We start from the raw sequence: 17,522 nt of genomic DNA, 5'->3' as shown, positions 1-17,522 counted from the left end.
AGTATTTAAATCAACCATATCAAATTCTGCATTAACAGCCTCATCGGCATATCTTAAACCATTTGCACTAATCAGATAATTTTTAACAACTTTGTTGTCAAGATTCTTATCGCTTATAATCTCAACGGCATATTCATGAGGGTTTTCAGAGTGTGAAATAATGCGATTTTGAGATATTTCATTGTTTGAAGAGTTTATCAATAAAACTCCTGCCTGCTTTATCCCATCCCCACTGACATAAACATTATTATCCATAAACTGGGCAGAATTAGAATCCAAAGCCATATATGCATAAGAAGAATCCCCAATGGCAGTTATTACATTACCTCTAATATCATCACAAGAAGAATTATTGGAATAAATAACAACTAGTGAATTTGAGCTTGCATTGATTATATTATCTTTAATTAAAGTATTTTGAGCATTTAAAATAGAAAAGACTTTTAAATTACTGGAAGTTACATTGAAAGTATTATTTAAAATTTGAATTGATTTTGCATTGTTTATGATAATTTTGGATTCCTCTGAAACATCATTGTTTTTAAATATACTCTTTTCAGCAGCACAAAATGTTAATGTGGAGTTTGAAAAAGTATTTTTAAATATTTGAATATTTGAAGCATTGATTGAGGTAATGCTAGCATTTACAAAATTAATTCCATATATTTTTGAATTTGAAGCATTATCACCAAATATTATGGAAGCCGATACTGAAACATCATCAAATGAAGAAATTTCAATAGCAGAGTTGATTTTAAGCATCTGATTATTTGTCAAATTTAAAATCAATGTAGCTTTTTCACCAATCAAATCACTTTTTAAGTTTCCATTTTTATCAAAATAGACACCATAATTATTATTATCAATGATGAATGAGTTGGATTTGACATTTTCATTGAATAAGATTGGATTTGAAGTGTTTGTGTGAATTAAATTATTAGATACAATCAAATTATTGCAATTTGAACCAGATATTGAATTTCCACCACATCCAAAAGTTGAAATATTATTTCCATTAAATGAAACATCTGCCAAATTAACTGCATAGATTCCATAAGCTTCACTTGCTTGTGCATATAACTTATTATCTTGTATTGTTGAATTATTAACGTTGGATAATTTGATTAAATATGCGTTTTTATCCGCATGAATTATTATTTCATTGCCGGACAGTTCAACACCATCCAATGAGTTAGATAAATCAAATCCTAATGAAGTTCCGTTGGATATAATATTAATATTGTTTGATTTCAATTTAGAATCACTCAAATAATCTGCAGAAATTGCAGTACAGTCAGATGATGAAATCATAATTATGGTATTGTTAGCAAATAAAAATCCATGATAGACATTATTATCATTTGCTTTAATTGCATAAACATTGCTGCGTTTGGAGTTAATGAATATATTGTTATTTGAGAAAATTGAATTTTCACAAATATTTTTAATCAAGATAACTGAATCATCCGAACTTCCCTTTTTGAATTCAGCATTAATGTTATTTTTAGTAATGCTGACATCCTTTACGTTATCAAGTACAATAGCTTTACGGTTATTGTTTATAAAATTAAAATCACGAATGAGTGATCCGCTTGAGTTATTTTTAAATGTTATTGTGACGTTAAATAGCAAATTACTTAATTTATTACTTATCACATTAATTTTTTTATTTAGAACTATATTCTTATTTGTCAGGAATGTTAATATTAGTACTTTTGTTTTGCCTTCGGGAAACTCATATATCAGATTTCCATCCTTATCAAAGAAATCATAATAGTTGGTATCGTTAATGATTACTGCAGTGGATTTCAGTATGACACCATTCACCATATTGTCCTCTTCACGAGTAGACAGTTCATCAGTAATATCCTTGTAAATACCGACACTGCTATTTGTCTCTATAACATTGTCAACAATGACCGTATTGTATACCAATCCCGCAATGTAAACACCATAGCTGTCGCTTGTAATGGTGTTTCGTGAAATCGTATTATTATAATATCTAATGCCGTTTCCTTTTGCAGGTATTGAAACTCCCCTTGCATTGGTAGTTATTATATTATTGTCAACCTTATTGTTACTGCCCAAAATAGATATGCCATCATCATTGTTTGTCTTGATTCTGTTGTCATGAACGTTTGCCCCATCTTCACTGATGGATATTCCTATTCCATAGTTCCTGACATTTATTATATTGTCATGTGCATCGACATTGCCTGTTATACTCATGGCAGATACGACATCAACAAATGTAACATTGTTGTCATAGACCTTGGAAGTTGAATTATCATTGTTTGCTACCTGAATTCCCGCTTTTTGATTGCTGCCGCTTACAGTGTTGTTATATACCTTGAAATTTTTTCCAGCAACATTTATGCCTGTAGCACTATTATCCACAACATTTCCATAAACGGATACATTGTCACCATTTAAATTAATACCAAATGACCCTTTGAAAATAGTATTGTTGGCAACAACAGTTCCATCATGATTTGCATAAGTCATCTGCAAAATGATGGACATCGGAAGAGTACAAAATCCTTTAAGATAATTGTAAGAAATTATATTGCCCAGACATAATGGAGAACCTGAATAATCTGCATGATTGAACGGATTAAAGTAAATTAAATTAGTAACGGACAGGTCAGAATAGGACAATACCTCAAGACTGTTATGAGATATTAAATTATAATGACATTGGCCCATAATAATGTTTGATGAAATATAAGTTTTCATATCATTGTAAATGATTCTGTTATTGCTGGACCAGCCCATAGGCATGGCATAAACTCCCCCAGTATTGGCAATTCTGATTGTATTATATGAAATTAGATTATTATTGGAATTAGTTAACCAGATACCATGCAATTGACCGACGGTTGCACCTCTAAATGTCAATGTGCCCTTTGTATTGTTAATTGTAAGATTTGTTATGGTTGAACCGTCACTACCCTTGATTAAATGAATATAACCATTTGTAATCTTGTCGTTTGAAGTGATTGGCATTACAGTGAGTGGACGGTCTATGACAAATGCCCTGTTGGATATATTTCCTATTTTTATTGTGTCACCACTTGTAATTCCACTGTTCGGCAAAATTGTACCGTCTCTTGGATTGAAATAATTTTCATAAGTAATTTGAGTAATTTCAAATGTGTTTCCGCCTTCTGAAGTTAAATTATTGGCATCAGAATTACTCTCCACGACACCATCATCTGAAATTTTAATTTTTTGAGGTTCAATATTCTCATTTATGGAAAATACATTACTGTCACCATCAGTTTCATTGAAAGCTGATACTGCATTTAAAGTTAAGCCAATAACACAAATAATTAACAGCAATGCCAGAATATTTCTATTTTTAATATTTTCACCTCAAAATTAAATCAAATTATTTTGAAAATAATTCAAAGTTTATTATGTTATAATTTTTTTACAACAATGTATTTAAAAGTTGTCAAAAAAACAAGTACACTTGATAAAAATAGAAATTTTAAAAAAAAATAATGAAAATAAGGTTTAGGTTAAAACCCTATTTTCTAACTTTAACAGTTCCTTTTACAGTATCTTTTAAGTAAGTAACTTTAACAGTGTATTTTTTACCTACTTTTAATTTTTTAATAACATTTTTCTTAACGGTAACTTTAGCAAGACCTTTTTTGTTGGTTTTTGCCTTATATGTTTTACCTTTAAATTTGAATGTTATTTTTTTGTTTTTAATAGCAACTTTTCCTTTTTTAAGGGTTGCTTTTAAAATTAATTTTTTAGCAGATTTTTTAACTTTAACTGTTTTGGTAGTTTTTAAGACTTGTTTGACTTTTAAAGTGTTTTTAACAGTTTGATCTTTGTATTTAGCTGTTATTGTATATTTACCTGGTGTAATTGTATTAGGTATTTTAAGAATAGCTTTACCATTGGCATTGGTTTTTACTTTGTAAGTTTTCTTACCTATTTTTACAACCACAATTTGGTTTTTGCCAACAAGTTTACCGTCATCACCATATACATTAACGGAATATTTTGTTCCATCGAAGTAGTACATGTTAATGTTCTTATTACCAGTCAATCTGTTAATGATTGTAACATTGTAAACAGCGGTTTCGTTAGTGACCGGATTATAAGCAGTAACAGTGTAGGTACCAGCTTTAGATCCGATTTCTGCTTTAGTCAATTTAGCAATACCATTTGCATCAGTGGTTTTGGTAATGTTTTTACCGTTTACACTCATGACAACAGAAGCATTAGCTAATGAATTACCTTCAGAATCAATGAATTTAACTTCAAATCCATTATTAGCAACTTTAGCTTCAGTTTCGTTTTCTTCAGGAACAGTTGACTTAATAGTTATGCTTGCACTAGCGTTAGTACTATTGAGTGCTATTTCTGCAGTGTATTTACCCACAGCCATATCTAAATCCAATGATGCAATACCACTAGCATTTGTAGTTGCATCATATTCTTTACCATCAATGGTTATTAAGAGTTTTTCACCAGCCAAAACATTTCCATCACTATCTTTTACAGTAATTACTAACTTTTGAGATCCTTTGAAGTATTTTTCAACATCTGGAGCATTGATTTCAATACCGAGAACTTTAATATCAAAGTTAGTTACTTTAGAGAAGTAAACATCATCATTTACTAAAGCAACACTAGCAGAATAATTTCCAATAGCTAAATCAGAAATGATTGCAATAGCTTTGGTTCCGTTGACAGTAGCTACATATTTTTTACCATCAATAGTGACAGTAACGTTACCAGTTATATTTTCAGGAACTGCAATTTCTACAGTTACGTTTTGACCAACATATACAGGTTCAGCACTTGGAGTGATTTCTGCATATATTCTTGTTAGGTCAACAGTCTGATTATCAACACTAGCAGTAATTTTGTATCCTTTGCCTTCCTGAGCAACAACAGGAACAGTTACTTTGTCAGTTATTTCTCCGCCAGAGACATTTACGGTAGCGTTTTCACCAGCAATTGTGAATTGTCTAGCAAATGCGGAAGCATCGTAATCAGTTACATTTTCACCGTCAGATACTTTGAATGATAAGATAACATCTTGTTGTAATCCATCAACCTCATTTACATCCAATGCAATTACCAACCATGTGTCAGGACTTACTTCATCACTGCCCACTTTGTATACAGGCTTATCGTTGCTGCCCCACCAGTTGTTGTTCAATACCACATTGGAGGTATCCTTTTTGGTTACCATAGTGGTGCCGTCAGCGAAGTAGGAATTTACTACAGTCATGTTGTAGTCATATGAAGTTCCTTCGGAGACATATGTTACGTTTTCGATGTAACATGAGTCAATGAGGTTGCTACCTTTGGAAGCGGAAATGATGTCTTTCAAGTTTAGGATTTTGGTGTTTACAACTTCCAATCCATATGGCACGAATACTCCAATACTTCCAGAACCTCCGAAAGCAACATTGCTGATGTATTGTGCTTTGTAATTTATATCATTACCATCGATTGTGGAGTTGACCACTTTTACGTTACCTGTTGAACCGATGGAGATTGCAAATCCAGGATTGTTTGCCCAGGTTTGACCTGCTCCGATTAATTCATCACAGGTTTTACCAGATCTTGAAATGGTGGTGTTAACCATGGTAATATTACCTTTTCCACCAATTACCATCGCATTACCTGTCCAACCGTTTACACGCATGGAATCTTGTATGAAAGAGTCATATAAGAACATTTCACCATCGTTGTAGATGGTTGAGTAGTATTTAGCATGGTTTGCAATAAATTCAGAAGAATATACTGTTAAAGTACCCATGTTTTTGATTGCAGCACCGTTGTTGGAGTCCCCATTGTTGAAGAACAGGGAATCTTTTACAGACATTGTTCCTTCGTTGAATATTGCTCCACCTTCAGTACCGTGACATCTGATGAATTCCATATTTTCAATGGAGATAACAGCACCGTTTTCAATGGAGATTGCAGGATGTTGGTTGTATTTTTTAGCATCGACATAGTTCATTGTTACGTTAGCCACAGTCATATTGGCCACTTTAACAATACCATTACCGGTTGCGATGTTCAAGAACCAATCCAAGTCCTTGCCATCAATAAGTGTTTTATTTCTACCGTCACCAACAATTGTAATATCTAATGAACTGGCAACAGTTAAATTGGTGTTTCCTTCACCTGAGTAAGTTCCTTCTAAAACACGAACAACAATAACAGCAGATTGTTTGTATCCGTTGATTAAAGCTGTTTGGATTGTTTTATAAGGAGCATCAATACTACCAGTACCTTTTACATCGTCACCCTTAGCATCGGAAACATATAATGTCACATTATCTTTTAATGGGTCTAAAACAACAGTTATAGTACCGTTTACATATTTAGTATCTTTAGCTTCATTGCTGTAATTACCGGATAATGCAAATGTTCCGTTGTTTTTAAATCCTAAGAAGTCTAATTTTGCAACACCGTTTTCAACAGCACCTTCACCCATACGGGAACCGTCCATGTAGAAGGTAACTATTCCTCCACTGATGACAGCACCTGATTCATGGGTTACTTCAGCTGAAACTTCATCCTCTAATGTTTTGGTAGTTAAATCGTTTAATTTTACGGTCATGCCGTTTAAGTTACAGTGTAAATTGTTTGCATTGGAAGAAGGAGTTATATAAATATCAGTACCGTCAGTTGCATTGTTGTTTTTGAATGATACACCGCTTAAGGTCAAATCATACAAGTAGATATATGAGGAATGGGTAGGCATTACAATTGCTCCACCTTTAGCACCTGCAATGTTGTTTTCAAATATTGTATTAATGACTTCTCCACCGTATAAAGCTACAGCTCCACCGTTAGTGCCTGCAGTGTTGTTGATGAATTTAGCATTTTCAATATGGCAGGTTGCATTTTCACCATTTGGATAGAATGAAGCTGCACCATATTTATCGTCAGCATGGTTGTTGATAAATGTATCATTAATGGAGATTATTTGATTAGCAGTCACATATAAAGCACCGGAGTCCCTAGTAGCCTTGTTAGAATCATATAAGTTGTTTGTGCTTTTGAAGTTACCGCTGACATATGCAACACCAGAACCGGAATATCCAGTACAAGTCATGTTTATGAATTTGGAGTTTTCAATAATAATCCAGTCATCATTACTTACAGTTGCAAGCCAGAGGTTACCAGTACCTGAAGAAACAATGTTTTCAAAGACTGAATCATAAATTTCAGGATTATACATCATTAGTTGTTGAGAATTGGTCCAGGTCACATTTCTAAATACGATATGGGAAGGACTGCTTTGTGCATAGAATCTTTGTACATTATCCACAATACAGTTTTCCATAGTCAAGTAACGTACATCAAAAGATCTGTAAGATGTGCCAGTTGCATTTACCAATTTCAAGTTTTTCATGTACACATCAGTATTAACGCCTAAAGTTACGAAACGACCATTATTATTGGCACTGATTATTGTTTTTCCATAGTTTTCACCAATAATTGCTATTTTAGCTACATTACTGTAAGATAATCCATAATCACCGGTTTCATTGTATAAACCGTCTTTCATACGAATTGTAATGTCTACAGAATCTGTCAATGCAGTATCCAATGCATGTTTGAGAGTTTTGAAAGGATTGCTTTCACTACCAGTACCGTTTTCATCATCTCCAGTAGCAGAAACCCAATATTCGACAGGATTGTGATCGAAATCAACAGTAACAGTACCATCAGTAACATCACATTCTAATGGATTTTCATCACCATAACTACCAGTTAAGCTGTATTTTCCATTATCCAAATATTTAGATACATCCAAAGCAGCAATACCTTTGTTTGCAGTGGTTTCACCTATTTTAGTACCGTTTAAGAAAAATGTAACTTTGTAATATGATGATACTGGGTTGTTTTGATCATCGGTTATGTTACAGGTTAATTTGAAGGAAGTTCCATCAACCAACAAGTCATTGAAAGCCAATTTTGCATTGAAGTTCATTAAAGCGTAAATTGGAACTTCATTAGTTGAAGTGAAGTTTTCAAAGGTATTCCCTTCAAGATATACTCCATTACCTGCAATGTATAATATTGCACCATCACTGGACCCATCATAGGAACAGTCTTTAAATGTGTTTCCAATAATTTTACCATTATTACTTCTTGCATACAATGCACTGCCTTTTCCAGTACCGCTGGTTGAAATGAATCTGTTATTTTCAACCAAAACATAATTTGGATTTTCAATATAGACACATGAAGAGTCAGCCCATCTGTATGAAGTTGTACCATTGATGAAAGTGGAATTAACTATTTCAACTTCAAATTTTTTAGAATCTGAATATTCATTGAAATAAACTGCAGAGTTACCTGAATCAGCTGTATTTCCTTTGAATACGGAATTGTATATTCTTAAATTATTTGAATCATCCTGGTAAACTGTAGCATATGTGATAGCAGAGTTATTTTCAAAGGTACATCCGTCAATAGTCAAATCACCTGAATTTGAAATGGCTGAACCTAAGTTACCTTTACCGTTAATGAAAGTAATGTTCATTAATGTTACAATTGAATCAACACTTATGGATTTGAAGATTTGAGATGTTCCATTTGCATCGATTACAGTTTTACTACCCTGACCAATAATGGTCAAACTACCATTATAGTTTTTATGAGCAAGGTTAATGCTCAAGTCAGTGTTATTTTCACCTACAAAATTTCCGTTGCCCAAATAGATAACTGCATTATCAGATGCGTTAACGCTTGATATTGCCTTATTTATTGAAGCATACGGGCTATTTTCACTACCTGATCCTGTATCATCACCGTCAGTTTCGACATAGACAGCCTTATCATTATTTACAGGAGTGGTAGAATCGTCATTTAAAATAAAATTATCACTAGAATCTAACTGAAGTGAATCATTAGCCTCTTGTGCACTTACAGCACCAAGAGATAAAATAGCCAATAAAACAACTGTTAGAAAAATCATTTTACTAAATTTCAATATATTACCTCAACATAATTGATAACAGCATTCAAATATACTTGAATACATGATAACTATTTTTAACATAAAGCATATTTAAATTTTATTAAAATATAATTGTAAAAAAAGGAATATGATTATTACCACTAAAAAAACCAAAACATAGCAATACAGAAAAATAAGCAAATAATTAAACAAAATGTTGAATATTTGAATAAAATAATTTATAATTTATATATAATAATATACAAAAATTATAATCATAAAATAGGGAGAAGATTAAATTGAAACTCATAAAATCAAGCATAATCTTTCTATTTTTATTGATAATGACCGTAGGAATCGTCTGCGCTGAAGATGCAAATCAGACAGTGCAGGATACATTGGAACTGACTGACACACAGGATGTCCTTTCCAATACTTCCGAAAAATCATATGACGATTTATTTAGTGAAATAGACAAGTCAGATGATTCAATAACTTTAGAAAACGATTACAAATTTAAAGAAACTGACAAGATAAACCACATCTTATTTACAACCAACTATACCATAAATGGAAACAATCATGTGATTGATGCTGATGGCAAAACAAGCATGTTTAAAGTGTCCAAAGAAAGCACATTGACTTTGAAAAATCTTATTTTGAAAAATACCAATGACAGCGCAATTATATTGACAGGCGCCACACTGATTACTGAAAACGTGACCTTTATTAATACAAATGCCGCAGATTACGGAGGTGCAGTATACTGTAGCGACAAGAGTACCTATAACAGTATTAACGACAGATTTATAGACAACACAGCACCAGAGGCAGGATCTGCAATATTTGGAAAAGGTTTAAGTAATATAAATATAGACAATGCAACTTTTACAAACAAAAAACCAATAAAATGGAGTATGATTTATGGAAGCGATTGTTTCATTTCTGTTACAAACAGTGTTTTTGCAAACGCTACCTCAAAATATGCAACTGCAATATACAACACAGGCTTCGGAACAACAATCAAAAAATCAAAATTCATTAATTTGGTTGCAAATATAACTGCTGGAGCCGTTGCAATAAAAGGTGGAAATACATTGAAATTTGTCTCTTTAGTTATAGATGACTCTGAATTTATAAACATCACCGCTGCCAAAAATGCTGGGGCAGTCTTTGCAGACATTAACGGTGATGGAGATAATTGCGATGGTGGAGTAGTTAAAATCAACAACACATTGTTTGATAAAAACTCTGCAGAGTTTGGAGGAGCAATACTCCAGTTAGGAGGAACCCTTGATATAGCCAACTCCATATTCACAAACAATGTTGCAAAAGAAAACGGAGGAGCAATATATACCTCAAATGCAACAGTAGTCCTAAACAAGAACACATTCACAAACAACAAAGCAAATAAAAACGACGGATACGGGGGAGCAGTACTTCTCGACTATGAAACCGCAAACGTTGACGAGTGTACTTTCACAGACAATATTGCAAGTGAAGGCGGAGCGATTTACAGCCACTCCACATTATACAAAATCAAGAATTCACAGTTTAAAAACAACACCAAAGATGACATATACACCAGATTCGATGATGAAGGTTCCAATATAACAGACTGTGGAGAATACGCAGGCACAATAAATGACAAAAGATTTAACTATACCCTCAGATACAACGGAGAAAAAATCATATTGAATCCGCAACCTATTTCAGGTTCTGCCAAAGACAAATACTTTAATTTAAATGATTTAGGATTGGTTACTCCTGTTAAGAATCAAGGTTCAATGGGTTCATGTTGGGCATTTGGAGCAGCAGGCGCATTTGAATCATCATTCTTAATTGCAACCGGAATAGAATTAGACATTTCTGAAAACAATATTCAAAACCTCGGATTACGTTATTCCCCATATGGAAGAGTGGGTAATATTGAATCAGGAAATTTATATATGACTTCATCATACTTTGTAAGCTGGCTTGGAGCAGCTAACACATCAGATGACACCTACGATGAGCTTGGAAAAATTTCCACAATACTCTATGCACCTGATAACGCATACCGTACGGTAAATGCCGTTTACATAAACATGAAAGATAAGAATGCCATCAAGCAATATCTGACAACATACGGTGCACTGAGCATTTTCGTATACGGTGCAAGTTCAGATGACCCATCTTACAGCCCAAAATACAATTCTACATACAACTCCAAATACGATGGAAACCACTATGTCACATTAGTCGGATGGGACGATAACTTCTCAAAAAACAATTTTACTCATACGCCTGAGGGTGATGGGGCATGGATTTGTAAAAACAGTTGGGGAACCGACTGGGGAGATGGAGGATATTATTACCTTTCATACTATGATAAGTCATTAACAGGATTTGCATCAGGATTTACTTTCGACAATGTCGAACACTATGAAACACTCTACCAAAATGAACTTAGCGGAATTTCAGGCACATTCGACTACGATACATACGGACAGATATATAAAAGTGAAAGCGGAGACATAATTGCTGCTGTTGGAACCTACTTTGAAGAAGCAAAAACTCCATATACCATTAAAATATTCCTAAATGACCGTCCTGTTTACACCCAAAGTGGAAAATCAACCCATGCAGGATATGAAACAATCAAATTGAACCAATACATTGCAGTAGATCCTAATTCCACATTTGAAATCAGAATCAAATCCAGTGCAGTGCCATACTCTGAAGGCATGAGAACTCCTATTGTAACTGGTGTGAATTATATGATTGTTAACGGCAAATTTGTTGATCTTTCAACTAAAAACGTAGTTGCTCCTATTAAAGCATACACTTACCACAGTCCAGTAATTACCAAAGATGTAGTGAAATATTTCGATGATAAAGAAACCGTATTCACAGTTTACAACGTTAGCGATGTTGACACCATTCAAGCCAGTTTCAATAATAAAAATTATACCATACAAATAACCAATGGAACTGGAAACATATCATTAGGAGTATTACCTACTGGAGAGTATCTCGTAACTGTAACATACCATAATCAAACATTCTCAAGTGCTGTAATAGTGAAAACAACCCTTTTCACCAATGACGAAAAAAGTATGACCATAGCATACAATGCAAAATCACCTACATTCGGAGTACAGTTCCTTGACTCCAATGGAAAACCTCTAAATAATACTAACGTGACCTTCAAATTTGACAATAAATCATATACCCAGGAAACAGATGCAAAAGGTATATATGAATACCCTATCAATCCAAAAAGCAAAATCGGAAAACACTACATTGACTATGTAAATCCAGTAACCGGTGAAAAATTAAGGGTAACCATAAATATAGTATCCAGATTCGTTGGAAATAAAAATGTAAACATGTACTACTATGACGGACACACATACAAGGTACGTGTAAGAGATGACAACGGACAATTTGTGGGCAAAAACCAAGTCGTAACCATTAAAATCGGCAAAAAAACATATAAGGTAAAAACCAATAAAAATGGATATGCAACCTTGAAAATACCTTCCAAAATCACTCCTGGCAAATATACCATAAAAGCTACCTACAAAGGTCAAACTGTTAAAAACAAATTAACAGTAAAACAGGTATTAAAAACCAAAAAGACTGTAACTGTTAAAAAATCAGCTAAAAAACTTGTATTGAGTGCTACCCTTAAGAAAGGAAAAACCGCAATTAAAAGTAAAATTGTGAAATTCAAGGTTAATGGTAAAACCTACAAAGGAAAAACCAACAAAAAGGGAATTGCTAAAGTAACCATCAAAAAAGCGGCTATCAATAAATTGAAAGTCAAAAAATACACCATCAAAGTAAGTTACTTATATGATGCTGTAAAATCAACACTTAAAGTTAGACGTTAGAGATTAACTTCTCTAACACTTTTTTTATTTTTAAAAAGACTTGTTTTCCAAATTAATTGAAATATTCTGCGATAATTTATATAGTTTAAAAACAAAAATATGAACATATGAATTATAACATTAAAAAATATTCACCATTTATCCTTTTTGCAGTATTGATGCTGATTTTGCATTTAATTATGGGATTAAATGGAGACGACATCAAATATGCAAAAGTCCTGTCTAATCAAACTTTAGTTGACTATCTCCATTATAGATATTATAACTGGTCTAGCAGACTAATTATTGACGGTATTTTAGTAATTTTAGCTCGTCTAGACATGATAGTCTGGAAACTATTGGATGTTATAATTTATACTGTTGGAGTCTACTATATCATCAAATTAGTAAACAAAAACTATTCAAAAAAAATTGCTTATCTTGGAGTTCTGCTGTTTTTGATGTATCCATTTTATGAAATGGCAAGTGCCGGTTGGATTTCAACAACCCTCAACTATTCATGGTGTTTTGCATTTGGAATGATATCATTCATACCGCTGATTTATGAAGCCCATGGTGAAAAGGTAAATAAATACATATACATCATTTCATTTTTAGCACTGTTATATGCTGCAAATCAAGAGCAGAGCGGAGCATTGGTATTTGGATTTAACCTATTATACTTGCTGAACTCCCTAATTAACAAAAAAAGCATCAACAAATTTAATTTGATGGCTACAGCAGTAGCTCTCATTTCACTAATTTTTATATTAACAGCACCTGGAAACAGCATACGATTTGCACACGAGGCTGCTTTCTGGTATCCTGAATTTGTCAATTTCACAATTATTGAAAAATCCTATTTAGGTCTTGTTACAACATTTGGAACATTAATAGAACAGAAGATAATATTCCCACTGTTTTATATTATTTTGAGTGTCTATGCAATCATCAAATCAAATAATAAATACTTAAAATACTTTTGCTACTTCAATATTTTCCTAATATTGTTTATAACAATTTTCAATGCTTTCATTGACATTTCCATTTTAGACAGTTCCGTGAAATCTCTTGGAAGCTTTTCAAATGTCATTAAAAGTTCACCATTAATCGTGATTCCGAAAATGTTTAAACATGTCGTTGGTGCAACTCCTTACCTTACAGAGACACTGAAGTTATTCACCTATGAAGGTGTTCCAGCACTTAACATGAATTCAATTAGTGTCGTGATAATTAGCCTTTATCTTTTAATCAGCAGTTGCATAATGCTTGTTAAAGCTTTCCCAAAAAATCTCTTCCCGGTGTTCATATTCATTGGAGGATTCATTTCAAGATTTATTGTTGGATTTTCCCCTGTTGTATTTCCTTCAGGTGCAAGAGTTACAATATTCTTTTATTTTGCATTGATTGCCCTAATATTAATGATTGTTAAAAAATTATATGATGAAAATGCAATTCCAACAAAATGGCAGTCCATTTTAGAAAAAACATTCCTGATAATTGGAATATTAAATTATTTGATCGTTTTTGCAATTTCATTTATCAAATATGGAATTTTTTAATTGCACAGTTGCAACCAACATCAACAATAGAAAAATTATTTTACATCAATTAAAAAAATATAACATTAACAATCAGAATATGCTGAAATGCAGATTCTAGTTAAAGTTACTAATTTCAATTTGGAGGGTAAAATATGGCTAACGATGCATTGGTGAATGCAGTTCTCTCATTTATAATACCTGGACTTGGTCAGGCAATTAACGGAGACAAGCAAAAGGGAATTGCAATGTTTATAGTATTGATATTTTTAAACATTTTCATTTATTTTTTCATTAACAATCCGTTTGGACATTTCATAAGCATAATTTATTCCGCATATGCAGCTTATGATGCCTACAAAACATATTGATTGGAATAACGCCACACACAAACCATCACAAATAATTAAATTAATGAATAATTATTTTATGAGTGAGTACTCTAACTACAATAATAATTAATTATAATTTTAATTAAAACAAATCGAAATGAAAAAAAGAACAATTTTAAGTTACTGATATATATTAAAAAATAAAAGTGAATAAAATTAATTATTCACCGGCAGGTTTAACTTTAGTAAGTAGGAATGAAAATACTAAAACCATAACAATAATAATCAAGTCAATCATTATTTCAAATGGTTTGGCAGAACTGAATAATGTAACAATACCTATTGCCCACATCACCATTAAAACGATTGGAAGCAAGTATTTAATTATAAACATCCATGTTTTACCTACTGAAAAAGTGGAAAATTCATTTAATGCTGGTAAAAAGTGTTCAACACCATAGAACCAAGCAAATATAATACATTGTACTCCAATTAACAGCAATATTCCAAATTCATTTACAAATGAATCAATAATTCCTACCAAATAGCTACTGATACCTGTAGTTAAGATTAATGAAAATGCACAACCGATAACTGCCAAAATAGTTGCGGCTTTTTTACGAGACCACCCTAATTTATCTGCAGTTGAATTCAACATCGGCTCGAAAAATCCTAATGCTGATGTAACTCCTGCAAATAAAATCGCCAAGAACAGCAATGGAGCTAAAATACGTCCAATAGGGCCCATAATATTAAAAATCATTGGGAAAACAATGAAAATTAAACCAGTACCCTCAGTAATTAATTGAACCATAGGAGTTCCCGAAGTAAATGACATGTAACCTAAAATTGAAAATACACCAAATGCAGTAAATATTTCAAAAGCAGAGTTGGATGCAACAACAATCAATACATTATCAATCAATTTGGAGTTTTCAGGTAAATAACTAGCATATGTAAGAGCAATAGCCTGACCCATACTTAATGAAAATATGATTTGAGCAAAAGCGGCCAGCCAAATATTAACATCCATAAGTTTGCTCCAATCAGGAGTGAGCAGAGTATTAACACCAATTCCTGCACCAGGCAAAGTCAAAGCATAAATGACTATTATCCCCATTATAACAAACAAAGCTGGAATGAGAATTTTAGAAACCTTACCTATTCCTTTATCAACATTTCTATGAGCGATGAACCATAAAACAACCCATAATAGCAATACTCCGACTGTTGTAGGAATCAATAAGAAGCCAACATTGGACAGATTTGAACTTCCACCGACATTTTGAGTAAAGTAAGCCGCTGCATCAGTTCCCCAACTAAAAGTGAAACTGCTTAAAAGATATACCAAATCCCAACTTAAAATAACCATATAATAAATTGTAACTATAAACACAAAAAGAACCAGTATCCAAGCAATAATCTCAAATTTAGGATTGATTTTCTTCATAATCTTTGAAAACGATTCCTTGAAACTGAAACCCACACCATATTCTAATATTAAAAATGGAATACCCATAATAGCAATTGCAATAAAGTATGGAATGAAAAATGATCCCCCACCATTAGAATAAAGAACATAACTGAAACGCCAAATGTTTCCAAGACCTACTGCCGCACCAATCATTGCAAAAATAAATGCTATTGATGAATCCCACTGATTTCGTTCCGACATGATAAATTCCTCTAACATGTAAATTTCTATAAGTAATATATAATAAATATTACAGATTTAATTGTAGTGAATAACATGAATGTATTTGATAAATTTATAATGGGAGATACTGCAGGAATCAATTGGTGTTTTGAAAACAGGCACTTCCAGGAAAGATTGGATGACAATGGAATTGAAAGGAGCTATGTCATAGACTGTTTAATGAATGAAGAACCAATCAGCTGGGAACATGTGGAAAAAAACATTTATGCTGCTGTTTATAATGCCCCAAGTTCAAAAAATTACAAAGAAATTAGAATACTAATGGCATGCAGCGACAATTCAATAGACCTGGTAACCATCATGCGAAACAATGAAACTACAACCAACCGACAACGAAAACAATACCAGTCAGATAAAAAGAAAAATATAGAAAAAAAGAGATTAAAAGCTATATCAAAAAGAAAATGGTAAAGAAAACAAAGTTTTCTATACATTTTTAAAATTAAGATACTTTGTCAAACCAATTCTGAATATTACAACGCCGTCAGCACCACCAGCCATAGCAGTCCTTGCATCTTTCATCAATGCATCATATGACAAACTAACAGGATTATTTTCAGACTTATATGATTCGATACCAGTCCAAATCTTAGCACCATTTGACTGTTTGACAAATGTTTTGGTTACAGATTTAATCCAATTAGTGTTTTTACCATAAGCACTTTTATAGACCATTGGAAGCAGAGCGTCAGCATATTTGCTCAATTGTGGAATATCCTGACCATAATAATAAAGCATCATGTTAGGTTCAGGCATTACAGCAACAGAAACAATTGCATTAGGTTTAATGCTGTGAACAGCATAACTTATCTTTTTAACTATATATGTAATGGATTGAACAGCGTTAATGTGTTTATGAGCAGTACCGCCATATCTCATATAGTCAAGATGAACCCCTGCTACACCACTAATCTTAGCATAGTATTTTGCCTCATTTATTTTTTGATTAATGAAAGCGTGTTTATATGATCCATCATCACGGACAGGACTTACCCAATCACCACCATTATAGCACACCAACATCCATATATGAACTTTCATTCCATAGCTGTTGGCTCTTTTAATCCATGAAACAACATAAGATTTCCCATATGAAGAAATGGCATCACTAAGTAAAAA

At 32.7% G+C, this 17,522-nt stretch carries 7 protein-coding genes and 1 pseudogene; 4 read left to right on the top strand and 4 right to left on the bottom strand.

Annotated elements, in window-relative coordinates:
• Together QZ143_RS04175 and QZ143_RS04170 are read right to left on the bottom strand one after the other, a co-directional pair.
• Positions 1-3,342: right-handed parallel beta-helix repeat-containing protein (locus QZ143_RS04175; protein WP_292881497.1), on the bottom strand; the 3,342-nt coding region annotated here is incomplete at its 3' end.
• 190 nt (positions 3,343-3,532) lie between these two features.
• On the bottom strand, positions 3,533-8,974 hold the full coding sequence (locus tag QZ143_RS04170; RefSeq protein WP_292881494.1) for a right-handed parallel beta-helix repeat-containing protein: 5,442 nt from the start codon (positions 8,972-8,974) through the stop codon (positions 3,533-3,535).
• 281 nt (positions 8,975-9,255) lie between these two features.
• Here QZ143_RS04170 and QZ143_RS04165 point away from each other — a divergent pair, with 281 nt between their 5' ends.
• From QZ143_RS04165 to QZ143_RS04155, 3 genes are all read left to right on the top strand, one after another.
• Positions 9,256-12,834 carry a C1 family peptidase gene (locus tag QZ143_RS04165; protein WP_292881491.1) on the top strand — a complete coding sequence of 1,193 codons (3,579 nt, stop codon included), beginning with the start codon at positions 9,256-9,258 and terminating at the stop codon, positions 12,832-12,834.
• Positions 12,835-12,941: 107 nt separating this feature from the next.
• Positions 12,942-14,375: a DUF6056 family protein gene (locus tag QZ143_RS04160; protein ID WP_292881488.1), complete on the top strand. Its 1,434-nt coding sequence runs from the start codon at positions 12,942-12,944 to the stop codon at positions 14,373-14,375.
• A gap of 134 nt (positions 14,376-14,509) precedes the next feature.
• A complete protein-coding gene (locus tag QZ143_RS04155; RefSeq protein ID WP_292881485.1) occupies positions 14,510-14,725 on the top strand; it encodes a hypothetical protein in 216 nt (71 codons plus the stop codon).
• Positions 14,726-14,906: 181 nt separating this feature from the next.
• Here the strand turns inward: QZ143_RS04155 and QZ143_RS04150 are convergent, their stop codons facing one another.
• Complete coding sequence (locus QZ143_RS04150; protein ID WP_292881483.1) at positions 14,907-16,361, bottom strand: sodium-dependent transporter; 1,455 nt, start codon at positions 16,359-16,361, stop codon at positions 14,907-14,909.
• Positions 16,362-16,436: 75 nt separating this feature from the next.
• On the opposite strand from QZ143_RS04150, the gene QZ143_RS04145 reads away from it, so the two are divergent.
• Complete coding sequence (locus tag QZ143_RS04145) at positions 16,437-16,814, top strand: hypothetical protein (protein WP_292605768.1); 378 nt, start codon at positions 16,437-16,439, stop codon at positions 16,812-16,814.
• Positions 16,815-16,829: 15 nt separating this feature from the next.
• Here the strand turns inward: QZ143_RS04145 and QZ143_RS04140 are convergent.
• A pseudogene (locus QZ143_RS04140) lies at positions 16,830-17,522 on the bottom strand (cysteine protease); the annotation flags it as partial.

This window comes from Methanobrevibacter sp. UBA188 (assembly GCF_905234905.1).
Taxonomy (GTDB): Archaea; Methanobacteriota; Methanobacteria; order Methanobacteriales; family Methanobacteriaceae; genus Methanocatella.
This window is presented reverse-complemented; position numbering and strand designations above follow the sequence as displayed.

Bases quoted from the DNA above. Each gene is read 5' to 3' on its own strand.
- QZ143_RS04170 (WP_292881494.1), bottom strand. From the start codon at position 8,974: ATGATTTTTCTAACAGTTGTTTTATTGGCTATTTTATCTCTTGGTGCT.
- QZ143_RS04160 (WP_292881488.1), top strand. From the start codon at position 12,942: ATGAATTATAACATTAAAAAATATTCACCATTTATCCTTTTTGCAGTA.
- QZ143_RS04155 (WP_292881485.1), top strand. From the start codon at position 14,510: ATGGCTAACGATGCATTGGTGAATGCAGTTCTCTCATTTATAATACCT.
- QZ143_RS04150 (WP_292881483.1), bottom strand. From the start codon at position 16,361: ATGTCGGAACGAAATCAGTGGGATTCATCAATAGCATTTATTTTTGCA.
- QZ143_RS04145 (WP_292605768.1), top strand. From the start codon at position 16,437: ATGAATGTATTTGATAAATTTATAATGGGAGATACTGCAGGAATCAAT.